Genomic DNA, 24,200 nt, shown 5'->3' on the forward strand with positions numbered 1-24,200 from the left:
ACCACAACGGACAGAAAGATGAGGCGGCGCAATGACCGCGACGCAACGCAGGGGTGGCAGCGGGAAACAGGGCAAGGACGGCCTTGTCGAGATGGCGTGGGACCCCATCACCCGCATCGTCGGCAGCCTGGGCATCTACACGAAGATCGATTTCAAGCAGAAGGTGGTGGCCGAGTGCCACAGCACCAGCTCCATCTTCCGCGGCTACTCGGTCTTCATGAAGGGCAAGGACCCGCGCGACGCGCACTTCATCACCAGCCGCATCTGCGGTATCTGCGGAGACAACCACGCCACGTGTTCCTGCTACGCGCAGAACATGGCGTACGGGGTGAAGCCGCCGCACATCGGTGAGTGGATCGTCAACCTCGGCGAGGCCGCGGAGTACATGTTCGACCACAACATCTTCCAGGAGAACCTGGTCGGGGTCGACTACTGCGAGAAGATGGTCGCGGAGACCAACCCGGGCGTGCTGGAGCAGGCCAACCGCACGCCGTCACCGCACGCCGAGGCCCACGGGTACAAGACCATCGGCGACATCATGCGCTCGCTGAACCCGTTCACCGGTGAGTTCTACCGCGAGGCGCTCCAGGTCAGCCGCATGACCCGGGAGATGTTCTGCCTCATGGAGGGCAGGCACGTACACCCCTCCACGCTCTACCCGGGCGGCGTGGGCACCGTGGCGACCGTGCAGCTGATGACGGACTACATCACCCGGCTCCAGCGCTACGTCGAGTTCATGAAGAAGGTCGTGCCGATGCACGACGACCTCTTCGACTTCTTCTACGAGGCACTGCCCGGCTACGAGAAGGTCGGCAACCGGCGCATCCTGCTGGGCTGCTGGGGCTCGTTCCAGGACCCGGAGCACTGCAACTTCAAGTACCAGGACATGACCGAGTGGGGACGGAAGATGTACGTCACCCCCGGTGTGGTCGTGGACGGGAAACTGGTCACCACCGACCTGGTGAAGATCAACCTGGGCATCCGGATCCTCCTCGGCTCGTCGTACTACGGCGACTGGGAGGAGCAGGAGATGTTCGTGAGCCACGACCCGCTCGGCAACCCCGTCGACCGCAGGCACCCGTGGAACCAGCACACCAACCCGCAGCCGCAGAAGCGGGATCTGGACGACAAGTACAGCTGGGTGATGTCGCCGCGCTGGTTCGACGGCAAGGACTACCTCGCGCTCGACACCGGCGGCGGCCCGCTGGCCCGGCTGTGGACCACCGCGCTGGCCGGGCTCGTCGACATCGGGTACGTCCAGTCCACCGGCAACAGCGTCAAGATCAACCTCCCGAAGACCGCGCTCAAGGGCCCGGTGGAACTGGAGTGGCACGTCCCGAAGTGGAGCAACACGATCGAGCGCAACCGGGCGCGCACCTACTTCCAGGCGTACGCGGCCGCCTGCGCGCTGCACTTCGCGGAGAAGGCCCTCGTGGAGATCCGCGCGGGCCGGACGAAGACCTGGGAGAAGTTCGAGGTCCCGGAGGAGGGCGTCGGCTGCGGCTTCACCGAGGCGGTGCGCGGCGTGCTCTCGCACCACATGGTGATCCGGGACGGCAAGATCACCAACTACCACCCGTACCCGCCGACCCCCTGGAACGCGAGCCCCCGCGACAACTTCGGTACGCCGGGGCCGTACGAGGACGCGGTGCAGGGCCAGCCGATCTTCGAGGAGAACGACCGGGAGAACTTCAAGGGGATCGACATCATGCGCACGGTGCGCAGCTTCGACCCCTGTCTGCCCTGCGGTGTGCACATGTATCTAGGCGAGGGCAAGAAGCTGGAACTGCTGCACTCCCCCACCCAGTCGGCTGGCAGCGAGTGATGGCACAGGAGACCGTGTCCGCACAGGAGACCGTGTCCGGGCCCGCCGACTGGCGGGCGGCCGGCGACCGTATCGACACCCTGATCGCCGCCAGCGCGGCGGGCGGCGCCGTCGCCCGCGAGCGCAGCGAGGAACTGGTCCGGCTCGTCACGGACTTCTACGGCGCGGGTCTTGAGCGGCTGCTCGGCCTGGTGCACGAGCACGGCCGGCTGGACGACGAGGTGCTGGCGGCCCTGGCGGCCGACGACCTGGTGGCCAGTCTGCTGCTGGTGCACGGGCTGCACCCGTACGGGGTGGAGACCCGGGTCGAGGAGGCCCTGGAAAGCGTCCGGCCGTATCTCGGTTCGCACGGAGGCGATGTGGAGCTGCTGGGCGTCACGGCCGACGGCGTCGTGACGCTGCGGCTGCTCGGCAGCTGCGACGGGTGTCCCTCGTCGTCCGCCACGCTCAAGCTGGCCGTGCGGAGCGCGGTCGAGGCCGCGGCCCCGGAGATCACCGGGATCGAGGTGGAGGCACCGGCCGCGGGCGGTGCCGGCGGACCCGGGCCGCTGGTCACGGTGGACTCGCTGTTCTCCCGGCTCCACGAGGCGGCCTCGGCTCCGGGCGACGGCGGTTCGTCCTGGGAGGCCGTGCCGGGTCTCGACGCCCTGGAGCCCGGTGGCGTACGGCACTTCACCGCGAGCGCGATCCCGGTGCTGGCCTGCCGGATCGGCTCCGACCTGTTCGCCTTCCGTGACTGGTGCGCGCGGTGCGAACGGTCCCTGGAGGGCGCGGTGCCCGCCCGCCGGCTGGGCGGCGCGTCCGGTGACGGTGTGCTGCGGTGCCCCGGCTGCCGTGCGCACTACGACGTACGTCGGGCCGGTGCCTGTCTCGACGAGGACGGGCTGCACCTGGACCCGCTGCCCCTGCTCGTGGACGGCCCGACGGTCTCCGTCGCGGTGCCAGCCCCGGTCTCCGCGTGAGCGCCCCGGGCCGTACGGCGACCCCGGTGTCCGCGCTGCGGCGGATCACCCGCGACCGCCCTCAGTTGGCGGCCGGTGAGCGCTGCGAGATGTGCGCGGAGCCGGTCGCCCCCGAGCACGCGCACGTGGTGAACCTGGAGAGCCGCGCGCTGATGTGCAGCTGCCGTGCCTGCTATCTCCTCTTCACCGATGAGGGCGCGCAACTGCGCTACCGGGCGGTGCCGGAACGGTATCTCCGCTTCGACGGGGTGCCGTTGGACGCACGGGCCTGGGACGAACTCCAGATCCCGGTGGGTCTGGCGTTCCTCTTCCGCAACTCGGTGCAGGACCGCACGGTCGCGTTCTACCCCGGGCCCGCGGGCGCCACCGAGTCCGAACTGCCGCTGGAGGCCTGGGATTCCATCGTCGGCGCGGCGCCCGCGCTCGCGGTGCTGCGCCCCGACGTGGAGGCGCTGCTGATCCGCCGCCCCGGCACCGGGGACGGCTCGTGCCATCTGGTCCCCATCGACGCCTGCTACGAGCTGGTCGGCCGGCTGCGGACGCTGTGGCGCGGCTTCGACGGCGGCCGTGAGGCGCACGCGGCGATGGACGCCTTCTTCACGCAGGTACGGGACCGCAGCAGGACCGTCCCGGTGGAGGGGGTCTCGTGAGCGGCACGGACTTCTCCGTACTGGACTTCTCGGTGCTCGACGTGGTGGCCGAACCGTACGCGGCAGCACCCCAGTTGACGGCGAGGCTGCGGATCGAGGAGAGCAGCGGCGAGCGGATCCACGCGATCGTGCTGCAGTGCCAGGTCCGTATCGAACCGCAGCGCCGCTCGTACGACGCAGCCGAGGAGGAGGGGTTGCGCGGGCTGTTCGGGGAGCGGTCCCGGTGGGCGGACACCCTGCGGCCGTTCCTCTGGATGCAGTGCAACACCACGGTCCAGGGGTTCACCGGCGCCACCGAGGTCGACCTCGCGCTGCCCTGCACCTACGACTTCGACGTAACCGGCTCCCGGTATCTGCACGCACTCGGGGAGGGCGCGGTCCCGCTCACGCTGCTCTTCTCGGGCACCGTCTTCACCAAGGGCAGCGCCGGTTTCGGTGTACGGCAGGTGCCCTGGGACTGCGAGGCCCGTCATCCGATGCCCGTCGCGGTGTGGCGGGAGATGATCGCCGCCCACTTCCCGAACGCCGGGTGGATCAGGCTCGACCACGACGTCATCACCGAGTTCGCGGGCTTCCGCGCCCAGCGCGGGCTGATCAGCTGGGAAGAGACGGTCCACACCCTGCTGGCCGAGACCGGAGAGGTGGTCCCGTGACCCCCGTGAACGCCCTGAGCCTGGACCACGTCCGTACGGTCGCCGACGCGGTGCTGTACGAGGGCTACCTGCTGTATCCGTACCGGGCCAGCTCCCACAAGAACCGGTCCCGCTGGCAGTTCGGGGTGCTGGGGCCGCCCTCCGCGGCGCCCGCCTGCTTCGGCGAGGAGCCGGACATGGCGATGCAGTGTCTGCTGGCCCCGGACGGGTCCCCCGCCGCCGTCACGGTTCATCTGCGCTTCCTTCAGGTGCAGATGCGTGAGGTGCAGCGCCGCGAGACGGACGGCGGCCACACCCCGGTCCCCGAACTGACCGTCGACGGCGACCGGTTGCTGAGCTGGGAGGAGGCCGTCGAGCAGGAGATCGTGCTGCCCGGGCTCTCTCTCGCGGAGCCGGTCGATGAGCGGCGGACGGTGGCCGGTGGCGAGGACGTGGAGCAGCTGGCGGACGCGGACGGCGCACCGGTCGGGCGGATCGTACGGCGCCGGCTTCCGCTGGACGTCCGGATCCGGGTGGGCGCCACCGCGGACGACGGTCTGCTGCGGCTGTCGCTCGCCGTGGCCAACGAGCACCCGGGAACGCCCGGATCCAAGGATGAAGCGATCCGCAGCTCGCTGATCGGGGCGCATCTGATCCTGCGGGCGCACGGCGGCGAGTTTGTCTCGCTGCTCGAACCGCCGGAGCACGCGGTGGCCGCCGCCGCCCGCTGCCGGCAGCGCAGGTGCTGGCCGGTGCTGGCCGGGGCCGAGGGCTCGGCCGACACCGTCCTGGGCGCGCCGATCATCCTCTACGACTACCCGGAGGTGGCCGAGCAGAGTCCGGGCGCCCTCTTCGACTCCACCGAGATCGACGAGATCCTGACCCTGCGGGTCATGACCATGACCGAGCAGGAGAAGGCGGAGGCGCGGGCCACCGATCCCCGGGCCAGGGAGATCATCGAACGCTGCGACGCCATGTCCGCCGCGGATCTCCAGCAGTTGCACGGGCTGCTGCGCGAACCGCACGCGCCGGCGGCTCCGGGCTCGCTGCCGCAGCTGAACGCCGACGTCCGGGACAGTGAGCCGCCCGCGTTCGACACCGGCGGCGCGCCCTGGTGGGACCCCGCGTCGGACGCGGCCGTCCGTCCGGCGTCCGACGCGGTGGTCATCAACGGCGTCAGCGTCTCGCAGGGCAGCCTGGTGCGGGTGCACCCCTCGCGCCGCGCGGACGCCCAGGACCTGTTCTTCGCCGGTCAGGTGGCGCGGGTGACCGCGGTGCTCTCGGACGTCGACGGCGGGACGCATGTCGCCCTGGTCCTCGTCGACGACCCGGCGGCGGACATGCACGACTGGTACGGCCGTTACTTCTATTTCGCCCCCGACGAGCTGGAGCCCCTGCCCGCCGGGACCACCCTCGAAAACCGAGAGGAGAGCTCATCGTGAAGACCCTTGGCGTGATCACCGCAGTCGCGGGCGCAGTTCTGGTGGCAGCCGCTGTGGCCGTGGGAGTCCAGTCGATCCCGGACATCCGCCGGTATCTGCGAATGCGTTCGATGTGAACGCCCCGTCGGCCCCGGCGCCCGGCCCGGCAGCAGCCCGGACGTGGCGCCGGTGACGGATCGCGTATTGGTGGCCGGGGTCGGCAACCTCTTCCTGGGCGACGACGGCTTCGGCCCCGAGGTGGTCCGCGCGCTGGCCGGTGCGGACACACTGCCGCCCGGCGTCCGCGTCGTGGACTACGGAATCCGGGGCATGCACCTCGCGTACGACCTGCTGGACGGGTACGGCGCGCTGGTGCTGGTCGACGCCTGCCCGGGCGGGGGGCCGCCCGGCGAGGTGACCGTACTCGAAGTGGGGCCGGACGACCTCGGTTCGGGTGAATTCGATGCACACGGTATGAATCCGGTCGCAGTGCTGGCAAATCTGGAACAACTGGGCGGTACCCTTCCGTCCACCTACGTCGTGGGCTGCACCCCCGCCGACGTCGGTGAGGGCATCGGGCTCAGCCCCGCGGTACTCGCGGCGGTGCCCGCGGCCATGGACGCCGTACGGATTCTGGTGGGCCGGCTGCTGCCCGCCGAGCCCGCCCCGACCAGGAGGTCCTGATCATGTGCCTTGGCATTCCGGGGCGGGTCGTGGAGCTCGTCGACGGATATGCCGGCCAGCTCGCGCTCGTCGATGTCGAGGGCGCGCGGCGGCGCGTCAACGTCGGGATGCTCGACTCCCCTCCGGCCGACGGCGACTGGGTGCTTCTCCACATGGGCTTCGCGCTGGAGGTCATCGACGCGGCGAAGGCCGGGGAGGCGCTCTCCGGCCTGGAGATGATGGGCCGGGCCCGCGACGAGCAGCCCGCGCCCGGTGACTCCCCGCCCGTTGATGTCGTGCGCGTTGAAGTCTCGCCCGGTGAGCCCGCGACCGTTGTTGAGGTCGCGCCCGGTGGGCCCGTGCCCCGTGCGGCCGCGGTGGACCGGCTGCGGCGGCGGTTCGAGGTGCACGGTGTGGTCCAGGGGGTCGGGTTCCGGCCCTTCGTCTACGTCAGCGCCCGTGAACTCGCCCTCAGCGGCTCGGTGGTGAACACCGGCTCCGGTGTGGTCGCCGAAGTCGAGGGCGCGGCAGAGGCGGTGGCCGAGTTCGGCAGGAGACTGCGTACGGACGCGCCGGTGCTCGCCGTGGTCGAGTCCGTCCATGAGTCGGACCTGCCGCCCCTCGGCGGAACGGAGTTCGCCATCGGCGAGTCCCGTGGGGAAGGGCCCGCCCGCACCCTGGTCTCACCCGATGTCGCCACGTGCTGGGAGTGCCTGGACGAGATGCGCGATCCGGCGAACCGCCGCTACCGCCATCCCTTCATCACCTGCACCCACTGCGGCCCCCGGTTCACCATCGTCACCGGTGTGCCGTACGACCGGGCGGCCACCACGATGGCCGCCTTCGAGATGTGCGCCGACTGCCGGGCGGAGTACGGCGATCCGGGCGACCGCCGCTTCCACGCCCAGCCGGTCGCCTGCCACGCGTGCGGGCCGACGCTCGAACTGGTCCGCAAGGACGGGGCGCCGGCGGCCGCCGGCGAGGACGCGTTGCGGGGGGCCAGGGAGCTGCTGGCCGACGGCCGGATCCTCGCGGTGAAGGGGCTCGGCGGCTACCACCTCGCATGCGACGCCCGCAACGAGGCGGCGGTGGCCGAGCTGCGGCGGCGCAAGCGGCGCGGGGGCAAGCCCTTCGCGGTGATGGTCGCGGACACCGGTGTGACGGCCGGGCTGGTGACGCTGACCGGGGACGAGGAGCGGCTGCTGACCAGTGCCCGCCGGCCGATCGTGCTGCTGCCGCGGCGCGGGACGCCGGAGGGGGCCGGGGTCGCCGGTTCGGTGGCGCCGGGCAGCCCGGATCTGGGGCTGATGCTCCCGTACACCCCCCTGCATGTCCTGCTCTTCGGTATCGGGGACGACCGGCCGGGTCCCGACGCGCTGGTGATGACCTCGGCCAACCTGGCGGGTGAGCCGATCACCACCGACGACGATGCGGCCCTCACCGGACTGGCGCCGCTGGCCGATGCCTGGCTGCGGCACGACCGGCGGATCGAGGTGCCCTGCGACGACTCGGTCAGCCGGTTCGTGGCGGGCGCGGAGCTTCCGCTGCGCCGGTCCCGCGGGTACGCCCCGCTGCCGCTGGCGCTGCCCTTCGACGTACCGCCGCTCCTCGCGGTCGGCGCGGATCTCAAGAACACCTGCGCGCTCGGCGACGGACGGTACGCCTGGGTGAGCCAGCACATCGGTGACATGGACGATCTGGCCACGGCCGACGCGTTGACCAGGACCGAGCGGCAGCTGGAACGGATCACCGGGGTCGAGCCCGGACAGCTGGTGGCCGATCTGCACCCCGGCTACCGGTCGGGCGCCTGGGCCGTGGCGCACGCCGGGTCCCGGCCGGTGCGGCGGGTGCAGCACCACCACGCCCACGTCGCGTCGGTCATGGGCGAGCACGGCGTCGGGGCGGACGAGAGCGTGATCGGTGTGGCCTTCGACGGCACGGGCGCCGGTACGGACGGGGCCGCGTGGGGCGGCGAGGTGCTGATCGCCGGGTACAAGTCGTTCGAGCGGGCGGCGCACCTGGGGTACGTGCCGCTGGCGGGCGGCGACGCGAGTGTGCTGCGGCCGTACCGGATGGCGCTGGCCCACCTCCGTGCGGCCGGGGTCGCCTGGGACGAGCGGCTGCCGTCCGTACGGGCGTGCCCGCCGAGAGAACGGGATGTGCTGGCCCACCAGTTGGGTACCGGGTTCGGCTGTGTGCCGACGTCGAGCATGGGCCGGCTCTTCGACGCGGTGGCCTCGCTGGCCGGGGTCCGGCACGAGGTGGAGTACGAGGCCGAGGCCGCGATCGGCCTTGAGGGTCTTGCCAGGTCGGCCGGGCCGGACGGAGCGGGTGCGGACGGCCGGTACTCCTTCGGGATCCGGGAAGCGGTGGACGGCGGGCCCGCCGTCGCCGACCCCGGCCCGGTCGTGCGCGCGGTGGTCTCGGACGTACGGGCGGGGGCGCCGGCCGAGCTGATCGCGGCGCGCTTCCACGCCTGCGTCGCCGCCCTGACCGTCTCCCTCGCCGAACTCGCCCGCGCCCGTACGGGGCTCGGGGTGGTGGCTCTCGGCGGTGGTGTCTTCCAGAACGCCGTACTGCTCGGAGCGGTCCAACAGGGCCTGGAAGCAGCGGACTTCACTGTCCTGCGGCCGAGGCTCCTGCCCCCGAACGATGGAGGCATCGCCCTGGGGCAGCTGCTGATCGCCGCGTCGGGCTGACCCCCGTACGCCAGGTCATCCGTACAGATTCACGCGATCCACGGGGATCCACAGAGAAGAGGGACCATGTGTCTGGCAGTTCCGGGGCGCGTCCTGAGTACCGCCGACGTCGACGGCACGTTGATGGCCGATGTCGACTTCGGCGGAGTACGCAAAGAGGTGTGCCTCCAGTACATCCCGGATGTGACGGCCGGTGAGTACGTCATCGTGCACGTCGGGTTCGCCATCCAGCGCCTCGACGAGGAGTCGGCCCGGCGGACCCTGGCCGATTTCGACAGGCTCGGCATCCTGGAGGAGGAGTTCGGCGACGGCTTCGAACTCGCCGCACGGGCCGCGCAGCAGGAATACCCCGAAGGAGTCGGCCGGTGAAGTATCTCGACGAGTTCAGCAACCCCGACCTGGCGAAGCGCCTGATCGACCAGATCCACGCGGCGACCACGCGGCCGTGGGCCATGATGGAGGTCTGCGGCGGCCAGACCCATTCGATCATCCGGCACGGAATCGACCAACTGCTGCCCGAAGGCGTTGAGTTGATCCACGGGCCGGGGTGCCCGGTCTGCGTCACCCCGCTGGAGATCATCGACCGGGCGCTCGCCATCGCGGCCCGGCCGGGGGTCATCTTCTGCTCTTTCGGTGACATGCTCCGGGTGCCGGGCAGCAGCCAGGACCTGTTCTCGGTGAAGAGCGCGGGAGGGGACGTCCGGGTGGTGTACTCGCCACTCGACGCGCTGAAGCTGGCCCGGGAGAACCCGGACCGGGAGGTCGTCTTCTTCGGGATCGGCTTCGAGACCACGGCCCCCGCCAACGCGATGACCGTGTACCAGGCCAAGCGCCTGGGCGTACGGAACTTCTCCCTGCTGGTCTCCCACGTCCTGGTGCCGCCCGCGATCTCGGCGATCATGGAGTCCGCCACCTGCCGGGTGCAGGCCTTCCTGGCCGCCGGGCATGTGTGCAGCGTGATGGGCACCGCGGAGTACCCGCCGCTGGCGGAGAAGTACCGGGTGCCGATCGTCGTCACCGGCTTCGAGCCGCTGGACATCCTCGAAGGCATCCGGCGCACGGTCGTCCAGCTCGAAGAGGGCCGGCACGAAGTGGAGAACGCCTACTCCCGCGCCGTACGCGAGGAGGGCAACCTGCCCGCCATGGAGATGCTGCGGGATGTCTTCGAGGTGACCGACCGGACGTGGCGCGGCATCGGAATGATCCCGCGCAGCGGCTGGCGGCTGGCGCCCGGTTACGCCGAGTTCGACGCGGAGCAGCGCTTCGACGTGACCGGTATCCATACGGCCGAGTCGTCCCTGTGCCGGTCGGGCGAGGTCCTCCAGGGCCTGATCAAGCCGCATGAGTGCGCGGCCTTCGGCAAGGAGTGCACCCCGCGCAACCCGCTGGGAGCCACGATGGTGTCGTCCGAGGGCGCCTGCGCCGCCTACCACACGTACCGCCGACTGGAACTGGTCGAAGCCAAGTGACCGAAACGACGCAGTCCCCCGCCGAGCTCGACTTCGAGAGCTGGGTCTGTCCGGTCCCGCTGCGCGAGACGCCGTCCGTGGTGATGGGCCACGGCGGCGGCGGCGCGATGTCGGGCGAGCTGATCGAGCATCTCTTCCTGCCCGCGTACGGTGCCGCGGCCGCGGCCGAACTGGGCGACTCCGCGGTGCTGTCCGTCGGCGGCGGCCCCCGGCTCGCCTTCTCCACCGACTCCTATGTGGTGAAGCCGATGTTCTTCCCCGGCGGGTCGATCGGCGATCTGGCGGTGAACGGCACGGTGAACGACCTCGCGATGTCGGGCGCCGTACCGCTGTTCCTGTCGACGGCCTTTATCCTGCAGGAGGGCACCGGGCTCGGTGAACTCGGCCGTATCGCTGAGGCGTTGGGTGCCGCGGCCCGGTCCGCCGGGGTGCGGCTGGTCACCGGGGACACCAAGGTCGTCGACAACGCCAGCGGCGACGGTGTCTTCATCAACACCGCCGGAATCGGCATGGTGCCCGACGGCGTCGACATCGGGCCGCGCCGTGCGCGCCCCGGGGACGCCGTGCTCGTCAGCGGTGACATCGGGGTGCACGGGGTGGCGGTGATGAGCTGCCGGGACGGCCTTGAGTTCGGCACCACGGTCGAGAGCGACACGGCCGCGCTGCACGGCCTCGTCGCCGGCATGATCGCCACCGGCGCGGATCTGCATGTGCTGCGGGACCCGACCCGTGGCGGTGTCGCGGCCTCACTGAACGAGATCGCCCGTGCTTCGGATGTCGGTATCGAGCTGGTGGAGCGGGAGTTGCCGGTTCCGGACACGGTGCGCGACGCGTGCAGTCTGCTGGGGCTCGACCCGCTCCAGGTGGCCAACGAGGGCAAGCTGATCGCGGTGGTCCCCGGCGAGAGCGCGGACCAGGTCCTCGCGGCGCTCCGGGCCCACCCCCTGGGCCGCTCGGCCTGCCGGATCGGCACCTGCGTCCCGGACCACGCCGGGATGGTGGTGGCCAGGACCGGGCTCGGCGGCAGCCGGGTGGTCGGGCTGCCGATCGGCGAGCAGCTGCCCCGGATCTGCTGAATGAGCGCCGCCGGCGCGCTGCTGTTCGCGCGATACGCCTATCCCCCCAACGAACTCGGCTACTGCGGTCCTGACGACGCTGCCGCGCTGCTGCGCCCCGGCGCGCCGGCCGGGATGGAGGAGCGGGCCCGGCAGTTCGACGGTGCCTGGTGCTATCTCGAATTCCTGGCGGAATCCGCGGGCATCCCCGATCCGCTCGATGTCCGGGTGGTGGAGGCGTACTGGATCGGCAACGAACTGCTGGACCTGGCCGACTCCGCGGCGCTGGTGGACCGGCTGCTCGAACGGTTCCGGGGACAGCCGGGCGGCACCTGGCGGGAGGCGGCGCACCGGGCCCTCCCGCACCACAGCTTCCAGGTGTTCGACGTGTACCCGTGGGCGGAGCTGCTGCGCGCGGGCGGCAGCCCGGTCGCGCTGTCCGTGCTCGACCAGTGCCGTATCCGTACGGGTGTGGTCGTCGGCGTCGACGGCGAGTCGGCCACGGTGGAGTCCCGTCCGCTGACCTGGGACGGGAAGGTGCTCGTACCGGGGCCGCCACGGCGGGAATCGGTCCGCTGGTCCACGGGCGGCAGGTCACTGATCGCCGGGGTCTCCCCCGGCGACCGGGTGGCGCTGCACTGGGACTGGGTCTGCGACGTGCTCAGCGACGATCAGGCCGCGCGCATCGAGTCGATCGAGGGCCGGCGGCACGGCGCGGTCCCGGAGAGCGCCGTCTCATGCTCTGACCGGGAAGGTTCGACCAACCGCGAACCGCAGCCCCCGAACGCCGACGGGGCAGGTTCAGGAGAAGGACAGCGGCAGAAGGACGACTCAGGAGGCGAACTGCTCGATCTCCCCCGCGAAGACGATGACCTGGTCGATGAGGCTCCGTCGCAGATGGACGACATCCGTTCCCGCCAGGCGGGGGCCTCCATCGGGCGTGGTGAAGACCCACTGGTACCGGGCCCATTCGTCAGGCATGTCCACCGCTGAGCAGCGCACCATCGTGCCGGTCCCCGCCGGGTGGCGCCGGATGTCCAGCACGAACCGCTCGACCGCCGCGATTCCTTCGCTGCGACCCAACGGTCCCCAGAAGACCACGTCCGAGGTCAGGGCCTGGGAGAGCAGGGCAGTCACATAGCTGTCGTCCGAGGCGTTGAACGCGGAGATGAACGTGTCGATCGCGGAGCGTGCGGTCTCTTCCTGCATGCCTCAGTAATACCAGCGTTTCGCGTGCGCTCGTCCCACGAGCCACCTTCCGATCACGGTGAGCCATCCCGGTCACAGCACCAGCGGCAGAGGCCCGGGGTGCGGCGGTCCGTACGTCAGGACGGCGCCCCGGGCGGTACGGCGCCCGGCACCACCTCACGCACCACGTCCATCAGGGCCCGCGCCCGGTGCGTCTGGCGCACTCCGGCGACCTGGGCGAGCACCAGGTCCAGCGGGGTGTGCGCACTGGACAGCGGGAGCGCGACGACCTCACCGCCGCTGTACGTCTGAGCCGTGGCCGGCAGCTGGTTGAGGACCGAGAACCCGTGTCCGCGCGCCACCAGCGAGCGCACCGTCTCATAGCTCTGGGTGCGGTGGCGGACGACCGGGCGGGTGCCCGTCGCGTTCACCATCGACCAGAAGTAGTCGCGGCTGTACGGCAGATCGAGGAGTACGAGCGGTTCGCCGGCCAGCTCGGCCAGGTCGACCGATTTCCGTCCGGCCAGCCGGTGGTCCGCGGCGACCAGGGCGTGGGCGGGCACGGTGGCCACGGTCTCCCGCTGGACCTCGGGGCCGAACCCGAGGTCGTAGGTCAGCGCCCAGTCGATCCGGCCCTCGCCCAATGCCCGGCCCAGCTCGGTCGCTTCGGCCTCCAGCACGCTCACCTCGACGCCGGGGCAGCGGTCGGCGAACTCGGTGAGCAGCGCCGGGAGGAAGAACGGCGCCAGCGTGATGAAGCAGCCCAGCGCCACCGGCCCGGTCAGCTCCGCGCCCGTCCCCTTCGCCTCGTCGGCGACCTCCCTCGCGTGCGCCAGAAGCTTCCGGGCCTCCTGCAGCAGACGGCTTCCCGCAGGGGTCGGTGTCAGCCCCTTGGCCCGGCGCCGGAGGAACAGCTGCACGCCGAGCTCGTGCTCCAGGTTGGACACGGCCGTGGAGACCGCCGACTGGGCGATCAGCAGGCGTTCGGCGGCGCCCGTCATGCTGCCCGCCTCGGCCGCGGCGACGAAGTAGCGCAGCTGGACCAGGGTGAACGCGACAGGTGGCATGGGCAGTCCCTCTGCTGGATCCGGTGCGGAGAACGGTGCGGAGAACGGTGCGGAGAACCGTATCTCTATTTCCGATGAACCGGTTCCAAAAGATTAGCTTTACCGATGCCGATCGCTCCTCCCATAGTGGTCCCACCACACGCGGCCGCTCCCGGACCGCCGAGCTCCGTCCGTCACACCTCCGGGCAGCCGGTGACCGTGCGGGCGTAACCGGCGATCATCCGCAGCGCGGCCGTGCGGTCCACCGCGGTGTTGCGGCTGACGATGTGCAGGCCGTAGCCGTCCTCCAGGGTCACCAGATTGCGGGCGGTGTCCTGGAGGGGTTCGGTCAGCGTGAAGTCGCCCGACGCGGCGCCGAGTTCGAGGATCGTCGCGTACAGCGCGGTCTCCCGGGCGAAGAGCGAGCCCATGAGCGCGGCGTGCGAAGCGCTGCGGTCGGCCCTGCTGTGCAGTTCGTACAGCAGCCGGTGCGCGGCGTCGTCGGCGTCGGCCGGCAGGCCGGAGGCGATGGCCTCGCGCAGCCGTGCCACCGGGTCCGCGATGTGGTCCGTACGGCTGTGCCGGTCGGCGAGGAACCGCTCGACGGCGCCCTGGTGGACCTCGAAGACGAGGTCGTCGAGGTCCGGGTAGTAGTAGAGGACCGAACCGGCGGAGACGCCCGCCTCGGCCGCGATGTCCTTGATCCGCAGGCCGGCGATGCCCCGTTCGGAAATCGCCCGGCCGGCCGCGTCTATCAGCGCCTCGCGTCGGGCTCCTTGGTTCTTGGGTCGAGCCATGAAGTCATTCTCCGTCCGTCGATTCAAGTTACCTGATTTCAAGATGCCGTTGGTATTGACGGCATCATTCATCATTGTTTGAATCTCGCATCAAAGAATCCGGCCCTTGCAGGGCGCCCGCCGAACGGCGCCGAGGAGGCAGCATGGAAGACCACTCGCCGCCCGTCCCGGGTGTCGTGGAAAGCCGCACCATCGACGCTGTCCCCGCCGCCGAGCGGCACGGCCGCACCCGCGACCTGTTCACCATCTGGTTCAGCGCGAACCTGGGCCCGCTGACCGTCGTCACCGGCGCCCTCGCCCCCACCGCTTTCGGCCTCTCCTTCTGGTGGAGCCTGGCGGCCCTGCTGGCCGGCCATCTCGGCGGCGGCTTCCTCATGGCCCTGCACTCGGCGCAGGGCCCGCAGCTCGGCGTGCCGCAGATGATCCAGAGCCGGGGCCAGTTCGGCTCGGTGGGCGCCCTCGCCGTGGTCGTCGTCGTCATCGTCATGTACCAGGGGTTCTTCGCCTCCAATCTGGTCGTCGGCGCCCAGTCGCTGAGCGAGGTGACCCCGGTGGGACAGCACACGGGCGTGCTGCTCGGCGCTGTGGTCAGCCTGGTCGTCGCCGTGGTGGGGTACCGCCTCATGCACCGGATCGGCGCCCTCACCAGCTGGGTGTTCGGAGCCGTCCAACTGGTGGGCGCCGTATGGCTGTTCACCGGCGGCCTGCCCGACGGCTTCCTGACCCGGGGCGGCTTCAGCATCGGCGGGTTCCTCGGCGTGGTCTCCGTCGGCGCGCTCTGGCAGATCGCGTACGCGCCGTACGTCTCGGACTACTCGCGCTATATGCCGGCCGACCGCGCCGGCGTCCGCTCGACGCTGTGGTGCACCTACGCCGGGTGCGTACTCGGCAGCCTGCTCCCGATGGTGGTCGGCGCGGCGATCGGCCTGGCCGGCGGCGACAACCCGATCGCGGCGCTGGACGGTCTGCTCGGCCACACGCTCGGACAGCTCACCCTGTGGAGCTTCGCCCTGGTCACCATGCTCACCAACTCGATGAACCTGTACGGGGCCGTGCTGTGCGCGGTCACCGCGGTGCAGACCTTCGCGCACCGCTGGCTGCCCCGCGCCACCGGCCGCGCCGTCCTGGGGACCCTGCTCACCGCACTCTCCGTCGTCCTGGCACTCTGGCTCGCCGGCTCCTTCATGAGCAGCTATCTCGATCTGATCTACGTCCTGCAGTACGTCCTGATCCCGTGGACGGCGATCAACCTCGTCGACTTCTATCTGATCCGGCACGGCGACTACGACATCGCGTCGTTCTTCGCCAGGGACGGCGGGATCTACGGCCGCTGGAACCCGACAGCCCTGGGGGTCTACGTACTCGGCATCCTCGCCGAGATCCCGTTCATGGCGCAGTCCCTCTACACCGGGCCCATCGCCCACGCACTCGGCGACACCGACCTCGGCTGGATCGCGGGGCTCGTGGTCACCGTCCCCGTGTATCTGCTGGCCGCCCGGCTGACCGAGCGCAGGCGCCGCGCGGCCGCCCGTACCGAATCCGCCGGCACCGAATCCGCCGGCACCGAGTCCCCCGACACCACAACACCGCCCGCATCCCCCGCACCGACCTCCGGAGCCCCGACCGTATGAACACCCACGCCGACTGGCTGCGGCGCGCCGCAGCCCTCGACTTCCGTACCCGCGTCTTCACCGACGGCCGCTGGACCGACGCCGCCGACGGAGCCACCTTCGCCACCGTCGATCCGGCCACCGGCCGGACCGTGGCCCGGATCGCGCAGGGCGGCGCGCCCGAGATCGACGCCGCAGTCCGGGCCGCCCGTACCGCCTTCGACGACGGCCGCTGGTCCCGCACCGACCCCGCCGTCCGCAAACGGGTGCTGCTGCGCCTCGCCGCACTCATCGAGGCGAACGGCCCCGAACTGGCGCTCCTCGACACCCTCGACATGGGCAAGCCGATCACGGAGTCGTACGGCACCGACGTGCCCGGCGCAGCCGGCTGCTTCGCCTGGTACGCGGAGGCAGCCGACAAGCTGTACGACGAGGTCGCCCCCACCCCGCCGGGCAGTCTCGCGCTCGTCCGGCGCGCGCCGCTCGGGGTCGTCGGCGCCGTGGTGCCGTGGAACTTCCCGCTGGACATCGCCACCTGGAAGCTCGCGCCCGCGCTGGCAGCGGGCAACAGCGTCGTCCTCAAGCCCGCCGAGCAGTCCCCGCTCTCGGCGCTGCGGCTGGCCGAACTCGCCGCGGAGGCCGGGCTGCCGGACGGGGTGCTCAATGTCGTCCCCGGCCCCGGTCCGACGGCCGGGCGCGCGCTCGGGCTGCACCCGGACGTGGACACTCTGGTCTTCACCGGCTCCACGTCCGTCGGCAAGCAGTTCCTGTCGTACGCGGCCGAATCCAACATGAAGCAGGTGTGGCCGGAAGCCGGCGGCAAGAGCCCCTGCCTGGTCTTCGCCGACGCCGACCTGGACGCCGCGGCGGAACGCGCCGCGTGGGGCTTCCTCTACAACGCGGGCCAGGTCTGCTCCGCCAACACCCGGCTGCTCGTGGACGCCTCGATCGCCGACGAGTTCACGGACCGGGTCGTCAAGCACACCGCCGCCTATGTGCCGGGCGATCCGCTCGATCCGGCCACCCGGCTCGGCCCGCTGGTCGACGAGCGGCAGGCGGCCCGGATCCTCGATACGGTCACCGGGTCCGGCGGCCGTATCGCCTGCGGAGGTACCCGCCCCGAGCGGGACGGCGCCTATCTGGACCCGACCGTGGTCACAGGTCTCGCCCCGGACGCGCCGCTGGCCCGCGAAGAGCTCTTCGGGCCGGTGCTGACCGTGCTGCCGTTCACCGGTGAGGCGGACGCGGTACGGATCGCCAACGACTCCCCGTACGGGCTCGCCGCGTCGCTCTGGACCCGCGACCTCTCCCGCGCCCACCGGGTCGCCGACGCGCTGCGGGCCGGGACGGTCTCGGTGAACACCGTCGACGCGCTGAGTCCGGCCACCCCCTTCGGCGGGTTCAAGCAGTCGGGCTTCGGACGCGATCTCTCCCTGCACTCCTTCGACAAGTACACCGGCCTGAAGACGACTTGGATCGACTACGCATGAACACACGTGTTCTGGACGAGATCGACCGGCGCGCCGACGACCTGGTCAGCCTCACCTGCGACCTGGTGGCCTTCGACACGACCGTGCGCGGCAGCGCGGACGAACCCGCCCGCGACGAGGCCGACCTCCAGGAGTACCTGGCGGGCCGGCTGCGCGCGGCCGGTGCCACCGCCGATGTCTTCACCCCGGCCGCCGGCGGCCTGCCCGCGTCACCGCAGACGCCGCCCGGCCTCGGCTTCGACGGGCGCCCGCAGCTGATCGCCCGCTTCCCCGGCACGGGCGGCGGCCGGTCGCTGCTGTTCAACGGCCACATCGACGTGGTGTCCGCCGAGCCCAGGGCCGCCTGGACCAGTGATCCGTTCCGCGCCGAGGTCCGCGACGGGCGGCTGTACGGGCGTGGCACCTGCGACATGAAGGGCGGCATCGCGGCTGCGGTCGTCGCCGCCGAGGCGCTCGCCGCCCTCGGTGTCCGGCTCCCCGGCGACCTGCTGATCAACACCGCGACCGACGAGGAGTGGAACGGCGCGGGCACCCTCGCATCGGTCCACCACGGCGTACGCGCCGACGCGGCGATCGTCCCGGAACCGACCGACCTCGACGTCGTCACCGCGCAGCGGGGCATTCTCGGCGGCACCGTCACCGTCGCGGGCCGCCCCGGGCACGCCGAACACCCGCCGGGAGACTGGCGGGCCGGGGGCGCCGTCAACGCCATCGAGAAGACCCTTCCGGTACTCGCCGCCCTCCAGGGGCTGCGCGAGCGCTGGGCGGCCGACCCCGCGCACCGGCACCCGCTGCTGCCGCCCCCTTCGATCGTGCCGACCACCGTCCACGGCGGCGAGTGGTGGGTGACCTACCCGGCCTCCTGCGAAGTCGGCCTCGACATCACCTATCTGCCGGTCCAGGCCGACGACGGAGGCTGGGCGAGCCGGGTACGGGACGACATCGAACGGACGGTACGGGCGGCCTGTGCGGAGGACGGCTGGCTCACCGCGCATCCGCCCCGGTTCGCCTGGGACACCGAACTGCCGCCCGCCGAGGTCGGCTCCGGCCATCCGCTGGTCAACCGGCTCGCCGCCTGCGCCACGGCGCTGGGCCGCACGCCCCGGGTCCTCGGCGAACCCTCCTGGACCGACGCGGCGACGCTCACCCGCATCGGCGGCACGCCCGCCGTCTGCCTGGGCCCCACCGCGACCCGGCCGGACGGATCGCCGACCCTCCACACCATCGACGAGTACATCGAGGTCAGCGATCTCGTCGACACCGCGAAGGCGCTGGCACTGGCCGCCGTCGAACTGACCGGCCCCGCCTGACCGCCCACACAGCTCTTTCCGTCACCACACCTCAGCGCACAGGAACGAAAGGACGCACGGCCATGCCCTTCAGCCATGCCGAACTCGCCGCCACCGACCGGGCCCACATCATCCATCCATACCTCCCCGGGACCGCCGAGGAGCGGGTCGTGATGACCGGCGGCGCCGGCTGCCGGCTCACGGACGCCGAGGGCCGCTCGTACCTCGACGCGACCGGCGGGCTCTGGCTCGCCCAGATCGGCCACGGCCGTGAGGAGGTCGCCCAGGTCGCCTTCGACCAGATGAAGCAGCTGGAGTACTTCACCAGTTTCTGGGAGTTCTCCAACGACAAGGCCATCGCGCTCGCCGCCCGGCTGGCCTCGCTCGCCCCCGCGGGCCTGGACCACGTCTACTTCACATCGGGCGGCTCCGAGGGCAACGAGGCCGCCATCAAGATGGCCCGCTACTACCACCACCGGCGCGGCGACACCGACCGCACCTGGATCCTGGCCCGCGACAAGGCGTACCACGGCATCGGCTACGGCGGCGGCTCCGCCACCGGATTCCCCGTCTACCACGAGGGGTTCGCCCCGATGATGCCGCACGTCTCGCATCTCACCCCGCCGTGGCCGTACCGGACCGAGCTGTACGGCGGCCAGGACCCCACCGACTTCCTGATCGCCGAACTGGAGGCCCGTATCGCGGAGATCGGGCCCGGCAACATCGCCGCCATGATCGGTGAGCCCATCATGGGCGTCGGCGGGATGCTCGTGCCGCCGGCCGACTACTGGCCGCGGGTGCGCGAAGTCCTCGACCGGCACGGGATCCTGCTCATCTTCGACGAGGTCGTCACCGCGTACGGGCGCGTCGGCGAGTGGTTCGCGGCCCAGCACTTCGATGTCACCCCCGACATCATCGTCACCGCCAAGGGCATCACCTCCGGGTACACCCCGCTCGGCGCGCTCCTCGTCGCCGACCGGGTCGCCGAGGTGCTGCTGCGCGACCACGGCTTCCCGATGGGCTACACGTACAACGGCCATCCGGTGGCGGCGGCCGTGGCCCTGGCCAACCTCGACATCATCGAACGTGAGGGGCTGCTCGGCCGCGCCGTCACCATGGGCGCCCGGCTGCACGCCGAACTGGACGCGCAGCTGGGCGAGTTGCCGATCGTCGGCGAGATCAGGTCGGTCGGCATGATGCTGGCCGTCGAACTCGTCGCCGACCGCGGGACCCGTGCCCCGCTCCCGCTGGATCCCGCCCGGATGCCGCACGACGTCATCCGGCGCGAGACCGGGGTCATCGTCCGCGACTCGGCGCACAGCCTGGTGCTGTCGCCGCCGCTGATCATGACGGACGCCGAGGCCAAGGAGGCCGCGGTGGCGCTGCGTTCGGTCCTGGAACGCACCCTCCCCACCGGCGAGGTCCAGGCCTGATCACCACCGGGCGGGACCATCCCGGGACTCCCCTCCGCACGGGAGGCCCGGGGTGGTCCCGCCTGCCGCCGGGAACGCCATCAGCCGACCGCAACCGTTCGCCACGTGCCTGCCCGCGGCGCGTGCCCAGCAGGAGGACCCAGTGTCTGCACCACCGGCCTCACCCGCACCAGCCGCCGTGCCCCCGCCACCCCATCTCTCCCGCAGCCTGCGCCGCTTCGACATCATGGCCATGGGCATCGCCGCCGTCATCTCCTTCGACGTGGTCGGCCAGATCGCCACCGGCGGCGGCGAGGCAGTCACCTGGACCGCCGTCATCGCGCTCCTCTTCCTCGTCCCGTACGCCCTGCTCTTCGCGGAGACCGGCGCCGCCTTCCCGCAGGAGGGCGGCCCCTATGTCTGGGTCAAGCTCGCCTACGGCAAGGCGACGGCCGCGCTCACCACCCTCTTCTACTGGGTCACCAACCCGGTCTGGCTGGGCGGTTCGCTGGTCTTCGCCGCTTCCGACGCGTGGAACAGCTATGTGTCACACCTGGGCAGCGGCACCTTCGCCGACTACGCCTTCAAGCTCGTCTTCATCTGGGCCTCGATCCTGACCGCCGTCGTCTCGCTGCGCCGCGGCAAATGGATCACTACGGCCGGTGCGGTCGTCAAGGTGGGCTGTGTGCTCCTGTTCACCGGAACCGCCCTGGCCTACGGTCTGCAGCACGGTTTCGCGGGCCTGCACCACGCGCGGTTCACGCCGACCACCGCGGGATTCCTCTCCCTGGTCCCCGTCCTGCTCTTCGCGTACGTGGGCTTCGAGGCCCCGAACGCGGCCGGTGACGAGATGCACGACGCCAAGCGCGACGTCCCCGTCTCCATCGCGGTCTCCGCGTCCGTCGCGACCTGCTGCTATCTGCTGCCCGTGCTCGCCATCCTGTCCGTGGCACCCGCCGACAAGGTCACCGGCATCGGCGGGTTCATGGAAGCCGCGGCCCTGGTCTTCGGGGTGTACGGCTCCTGGAGCGGCCCGCTGCTGACCGCGGCCGGGGTGATGTTCGCCTTCGCGCTGCTCACCCAGGGCAGCGCCTGGATGATCGTCAGCGACCGTATGCAGGCCATGGCGGCGGCCGACGGCGGCTTCTTCGGCCGCTCGCTCGGCGCCTTCCACCGCGGGCTCGGCACCCCGGTACGGATGAACCTGGTGTCGGGGATCACCGCCACGATCTTCATGATCGCCGCGACGAACCTCGTACGGGGCGACAGCGCGGCGGTCTTCGGCGTCGTCCTCACCGTCGCCATCACCACACTGCTGCTCTCGTACCTGGTCGTCGTACCGGCGCTCGTCACCCTGCGCCACCGCCACCGCGACGTCCCCCGCCCTTACACGGTGCCCTTCGGCACCGCGGGCTTCCGGGTCTGCGCGGTCCTCGTCTACGCCTGGATCCTGGTCGGCTCCTGGGTCGCGCTCTTCCCCGGCACCCTGGAAGCGGTCCTCGGTGTCGGCTACGGCTTCCGGCAGACCTGGGGCGTCACGCGCACCACGTTCGAGGCGTTCACGCTCGGCACGGTGCTGCTCCTGCTCGCCATCGGCGCACTCGGCCGGGGCGTGGGTGCGGTCCGGGACCGCGCGGCGCGTACGGAGGAGGCGTCCGGCACCGCCGGATCCGCCGCGCGCGTACACACCACGGCCCCGTAGGCACCCGCCTCCAGCCCGCTCCCCCACCCTGCCGCCGACCCCGGTCGCACCGCCGGTCGCACCGCCGGTCGCACCGCCGTCAAACATGGGATGTTAGGTTGATTGGAGGTATTGGACCTGGAGGTGGACATGCCGCTACGCGCGACGGAGCGCTCCAGCCTGGTCGGACGCGTGATCGACCAGCTGCAGACCCTGATCGAGTCACGGGAGTGGCCGGTCGGTACGAAGATTCCGGCCGAGCCGGTCCTGGTGGAGCTGCTGGGGGTCGGCCGCAACACGGTGCGCGAGGCGGTGCGCGCGCTGGTGCACAGCGGCATGCTGGAGCCGCGCCAGGGCGACGGGACCTATGTACGCGCCGCCGACGACCTCGGCGCCGCGCTGCTGCGGCGGCTGCGGCGGGCGAGCCATCTGGAGGCGCTGGAGGTCCGTGCCGGTCTTGAGCGCGACGCCGCCCGGCTGGCGGCCGAACGCCGCACCCCCGAGGACGTGGCCGCGCTGCGGGCAGCCCTGCGGCGCCGCGACGAGACCAGGCGGGAGCCCGATCCCGCCGAGTTCGTGGACGCGGACGTCTCCTTCCACCACACGGTGGTGGCCGCAGCGCACAACGGGATGCTCACCGATCTGTACAGCCATCTCACCGACGGGCTGCGCGCCACGGTCACCTCCGTCACCGACGCTCCGCTGCCGGACGGGCCGCGCTTCCAGCTGGATTCGCACGCCGCCCTGGTGGACGCGATCGAAGCGGCGGACGCCGACCGGGCGGTCCACTGTGTCGAGCAGTACATCAACGAGACCATCGCCTCCGTACGGACCCTGCAGGACGCGGACCCCCTGCCCGGCGGGCCCGACGGCGGCGGAACCGGCCCCGGTACGAGCACCGGCGCGAACACCGGAGGCCGCTCATGAAGGGCACCCCCGCCGGCATGAAGGGCGCGCCCGCCGAGCAGGGCGCGACCCGGCCGCCCGGCGAGCGGATACCGGCCGCACCGGCGTCCGCGCCGGCCCGGGACGCGGTGCGGCCGGGCGGGCTGCTCGCGTTCGGCGTGATCGTCCTGGCGCTGAATCTGCGCCCCGCCCTGGTCGCCGCGTCGCCGCTGCTCGACACCATCCGCACCGACACGGGCATGTCCGCCACCGCGGTCGGGCTGTTGACCACCCTGCCGCTGCTCTGCTTCGGCCTGCTGGCCCCCTTCGCACCGCGCCTGGGACGCAGGTTCGGCATGGAGCCCGCGCTGCTGGGCACCATGGTGCTGATCTGCGCCGGAACCGCGCTGCGGCTGGTGCCGTCGATGGCGGCGCTGCTCGGCGGCACCGTCATCGTCGGCGCGGGCATCGCCGTCGCCAACGTCCTGCTGCCCGGGGTCATCAAGCGCGACTTCCCGCACCGGGTCGGCCTGATGACGGGCCTCTACTCGATGTCGCTGTTCGGCGGCGCCGCTCTGGCGGCCGGTATCACCGTCCCCGTCGAGCACGCCGCGCACCTGGACTGGCGCTCCACGCTGGCGCTCTGGGGGCTGCTCGGTGTGCTGGCGGTCATCGTCTGGGCCCCGCAGATCCGCCGCCACAGCCGGGCCACCGCGGCCGAGGCCCGCAGCGCGGCGCACCCCGTGCGGGGGCTCTGGCGGCACCCGGTCGCCTGGCTGGTCACCGGCTACATGGGCCTGCAGTCCCTCTCGTACTACGCCGCAGCTGCCTGGCTGCCGACCATCCTGGGCAACGCGGGGATGGCCGAAGGCACCGCGGGATGGATGCTGTCGTTCTCCAGCCTGCTGGGGATCGCCGGGGCCTTCGTCTCCCCGGTCCTCGCCTCACGGGGCGTGCGGCCCGGGCTGCTGGCGACGGTCGGTGCGGTGCTGACCATGGGCGGCTTCGCGGGTCTCGTCATGGCCCCGGTGAGCGGGGCCTACCTCTGGATGGTGCTGCTCGGGCTCGGCCAGGGCGCGGCGATCTCGCTGGCGATGCTGTTCATCGTGCAGCGGGCGCCGGACGGCCGCCACGCCGCACAACTGTCCAGCATGGCGCAGTGCTTCGGCTATCTGCTGGCCTCGGTGGGGCCGCTCGCGCTGGGCGCCGTGCACCAGCTGACCGACAGCTGGACGGTGCCGCTGGTGATGCTCATCGTGCTGCTCGTGCCGCAGGCGGTCATCGGCGTCGGTGCCGCCCGCGACCGCCACGCGGCGCCGGAGCAGGGCACGCGGGACCGGGGAACGCGGGACTGACGGACCTGCCGGGACACCACCGCCGGCCGGACGGTGCTGTGCGGGCCACTCGCCCGCACAGCCGGTCCGGC

The 24,200-nt window shown here is 71.6% G+C and carries 21 protein-coding genes and 1 pseudogene; 19 read left to right on the forward strand and 3 right to left on the reverse strand.

What is annotated here, in order from left to right:
• Window positions 1–31 precede the first annotated feature (31 nt).
• The 12 genes and pseudogenes from OG210_RS03625 to OG210_RS03680 all read left to right on the forward strand — a co-directional run.
• Window positions 32–1,825, forward strand: a complete 1,794-nt coding sequence (locus OG210_RS03625; RefSeq protein ID WP_328332490.1) for a nickel-dependent hydrogenase large subunit — start codon at window positions 32–34, stop codon at window positions 1,823–1,825.
• Window positions 1,825–2,787, forward strand: coding sequence for a NifU family protein (locus OG210_RS03630; protein ID WP_371534968.1), 963 nt, complete (start codon window positions 1,825–1,827; stop codon window positions 2,785–2,787). Before OG210_RS03625 ends, OG210_RS03630 begins: the two co-directional genes overlap by 1 nt.
• Window positions 2,784–3,437 carry a DUF5947 family protein gene (locus OG210_RS03635; RefSeq protein WP_328332486.1) on the forward strand — a complete coding sequence of 218 codons (654 nt, stop codon included), beginning with the start codon at window positions 2,784–2,786 and terminating at the stop codon, window positions 3,435–3,437. Before OG210_RS03630 ends, OG210_RS03635 begins: the two co-directional genes overlap by 4 nt.
• Complete coding sequence (locus OG210_RS03640; protein WP_328332484.1) at window positions 3,434–4,090, forward strand: DUF6084 family protein; 657 nt, start codon at window positions 3,434–3,436, stop codon at window positions 4,088–4,090. Before OG210_RS03635 ends, OG210_RS03640 begins: the two co-directional genes overlap by 4 nt.
• Window positions 4,087–5,511 (forward strand): hypothetical protein, encoded by a 1,425-nt coding sequence (locus OG210_RS03645; RefSeq protein ID WP_328332482.1) that lies wholly within the window; start codon window positions 4,087–4,089, stop codon window positions 5,509–5,511. The genes OG210_RS03640 and OG210_RS03645 overlap by 4 nt, the downstream gene beginning before the upstream one ends.
• Window positions 5,508–5,627: a hypothetical protein gene (locus tag OG210_RS03650; RefSeq protein WP_371534969.1), complete on the forward strand. Its 120-nt coding sequence runs from the start codon at window positions 5,508–5,510 to the stop codon at window positions 5,625–5,627. The genes OG210_RS03645 and OG210_RS03650 overlap by 4 nt, the downstream gene beginning before the upstream one ends.
• 52 nt (window positions 5,628–5,679) lie before the next feature.
• Window positions 5,680–6,174 carry a hydrogenase maturation protease gene (locus tag OG210_RS03655; protein WP_328332480.1) on the forward strand — a complete coding sequence of 165 codons (495 nt, stop codon included), beginning with the start codon at window positions 5,680–5,682 and terminating at the stop codon, window positions 6,172–6,174.
• Window positions 6,175–6,176: 2 nt separating this feature from the next.
• Window positions 6,177–8,852 (forward strand): carbamoyltransferase HypF, encoded by a 2,676-nt coding sequence (hypF, locus tag OG210_RS03660; RefSeq protein ID WP_371534970.1) that lies wholly within the window; start codon window positions 6,177–6,179, stop codon window positions 8,850–8,852.
• A gap of 66 nt (window positions 8,853–8,918) precedes the next feature.
• Window positions 8,919–9,221 carry a HypC/HybG/HupF family hydrogenase formation chaperone gene (locus OG210_RS03665; protein WP_328332476.1) on the forward strand — a complete coding sequence of 101 codons (303 nt, stop codon included), beginning with the start codon at window positions 8,919–8,921 and terminating at the stop codon, window positions 9,219–9,221.
• A complete protein-coding gene (hypD, locus tag OG210_RS03670) occupies window positions 9,218–10,321 on the forward strand; it encodes a hydrogenase formation protein HypD (protein ID WP_328332474.1) in 1,104 nt (367 codons plus the stop codon). Before OG210_RS03665 ends, hypD begins: the two co-directional genes overlap by 4 nt.
• Window positions 10,318–11,397: a hydrogenase expression/formation protein HypE gene (gene hypE / locus OG210_RS03675; RefSeq protein ID WP_328332472.1), complete on the forward strand. Its 1,080-nt coding sequence runs from the start codon at window positions 10,318–10,320 to the stop codon at window positions 11,395–11,397. Before hypD ends, hypE begins: the two co-directional genes overlap by 4 nt.
• A pseudogene (locus OG210_RS03680) lies at window positions 11,398–12,063 on the forward strand (DUF6390 family protein); the annotation flags it as partial. It lies immediately after the preceding gene.
• A gap of 144 nt (window positions 12,064–12,207) precedes the next feature.
• Here the strand turns inward: OG210_RS03680 and OG210_RS03685 are convergent.
• From OG210_RS03685 to OG210_RS03695, 3 genes are all read right to left on the reverse strand, one after another.
• Window positions 12,208–12,585: a nuclear transport factor 2 family protein gene (locus OG210_RS03685; RefSeq protein ID WP_328332470.1), complete on the reverse strand. Its 378-nt coding sequence runs from the start codon at window positions 12,583–12,585 to the stop codon at window positions 12,208–12,210.
• 116 nt (window positions 12,586–12,701) lie between these two features.
• Window positions 12,702–13,631, reverse strand: a complete 930-nt coding sequence (locus OG210_RS03690; RefSeq protein WP_328332468.1) for a LysR family transcriptional regulator — start codon at window positions 13,629–13,631, stop codon at window positions 12,702–12,704.
• Window positions 13,632–13,804: 173 nt separating this feature from the next.
• A complete protein-coding gene (locus OG210_RS03695) occupies window positions 13,805–14,407 on the reverse strand; it encodes a TetR/AcrR family transcriptional regulator (RefSeq protein ID WP_371534971.1) in 603 nt (200 codons plus the stop codon).
• 143 nt (window positions 14,408–14,550) lie between these two features.
• Here OG210_RS03695 and OG210_RS03700 point away from each other — a divergent pair, with 143 nt between their 5' ends.
• The 7 genes from OG210_RS03700 (at window position 14,551) to OG210_RS03730 (ending at window position 24,129) form a co-directional block, all read left to right on the forward strand.
• Window positions 14,551–16,038: a cytosine permease gene (locus OG210_RS03700; RefSeq protein ID WP_328332464.1), complete on the forward strand. Its 1,488-nt coding sequence runs from the start codon at window positions 14,551–14,553 to the stop codon at window positions 16,036–16,038.
• Window positions 16,035–17,507, forward strand: a complete 1,473-nt coding sequence (locus OG210_RS03705; RefSeq protein ID WP_371534972.1) for an aldehyde dehydrogenase — start codon at window positions 16,035–16,037, stop codon at window positions 17,505–17,507. The genes OG210_RS03700 and OG210_RS03705 overlap by 4 nt, the downstream gene beginning before the upstream one ends.
• Window positions 17,504–18,817 carry an ArgE/DapE family deacylase gene (locus OG210_RS03710; protein ID WP_328332460.1) on the forward strand — a complete coding sequence of 438 codons (1,314 nt, stop codon included), beginning with the start codon at window positions 17,504–17,506 and terminating at the stop codon, window positions 18,815–18,817. The genes OG210_RS03705 and OG210_RS03710 overlap by 4 nt, the downstream gene beginning before the upstream one ends.
• Window positions 18,818–18,879: 62 nt before the next feature.
• On the forward strand, window positions 18,880–20,229 hold the full coding sequence (locus tag OG210_RS03715) for an aspartate aminotransferase family protein (RefSeq protein WP_328332457.1): 1,350 nt from the start codon (window positions 18,880–18,882) through the stop codon (window positions 20,227–20,229).
• Window positions 20,230–20,371: 142 nt separating this feature from the next.
• On the forward strand, window positions 20,372–21,910 hold the full coding sequence (locus OG210_RS03720; RefSeq protein ID WP_328332455.1) for an APC family permease: 1,539 nt from the start codon (window positions 20,372–20,374) through the stop codon (window positions 21,908–21,910).
• A 129-nt stretch (window positions 21,911–22,039) separates the two neighbouring features.
• The gene (locus OG210_RS03725; protein WP_371534973.1) at window positions 22,040–22,816 is read left to right on the forward strand and encodes a FadR/GntR family transcriptional regulator; all 777 of its coding nucleotides are present in this window, start codon (window positions 22,040–22,042) and stop codon (window positions 22,814–22,816) included.
• On the forward strand, window positions 22,813–24,129 hold the full coding sequence (locus tag OG210_RS03730) for an MFS transporter (protein WP_328332451.1): 1,317 nt from the start codon (window positions 22,813–22,815) through the stop codon (window positions 24,127–24,129). Before OG210_RS03725 ends, OG210_RS03730 begins: the two co-directional genes overlap by 4 nt.
• The last annotated feature ends 71 nt before the right edge of the window (window positions 24,130–24,200 follow it).

This window comes from Streptomyces sp. NBC_00466 (assembly GCF_041433995.1).
GTDB lineage: Bacteria > Actinomycetota > Actinomycetes > Streptomycetales > Streptomycetaceae > Streptomyces.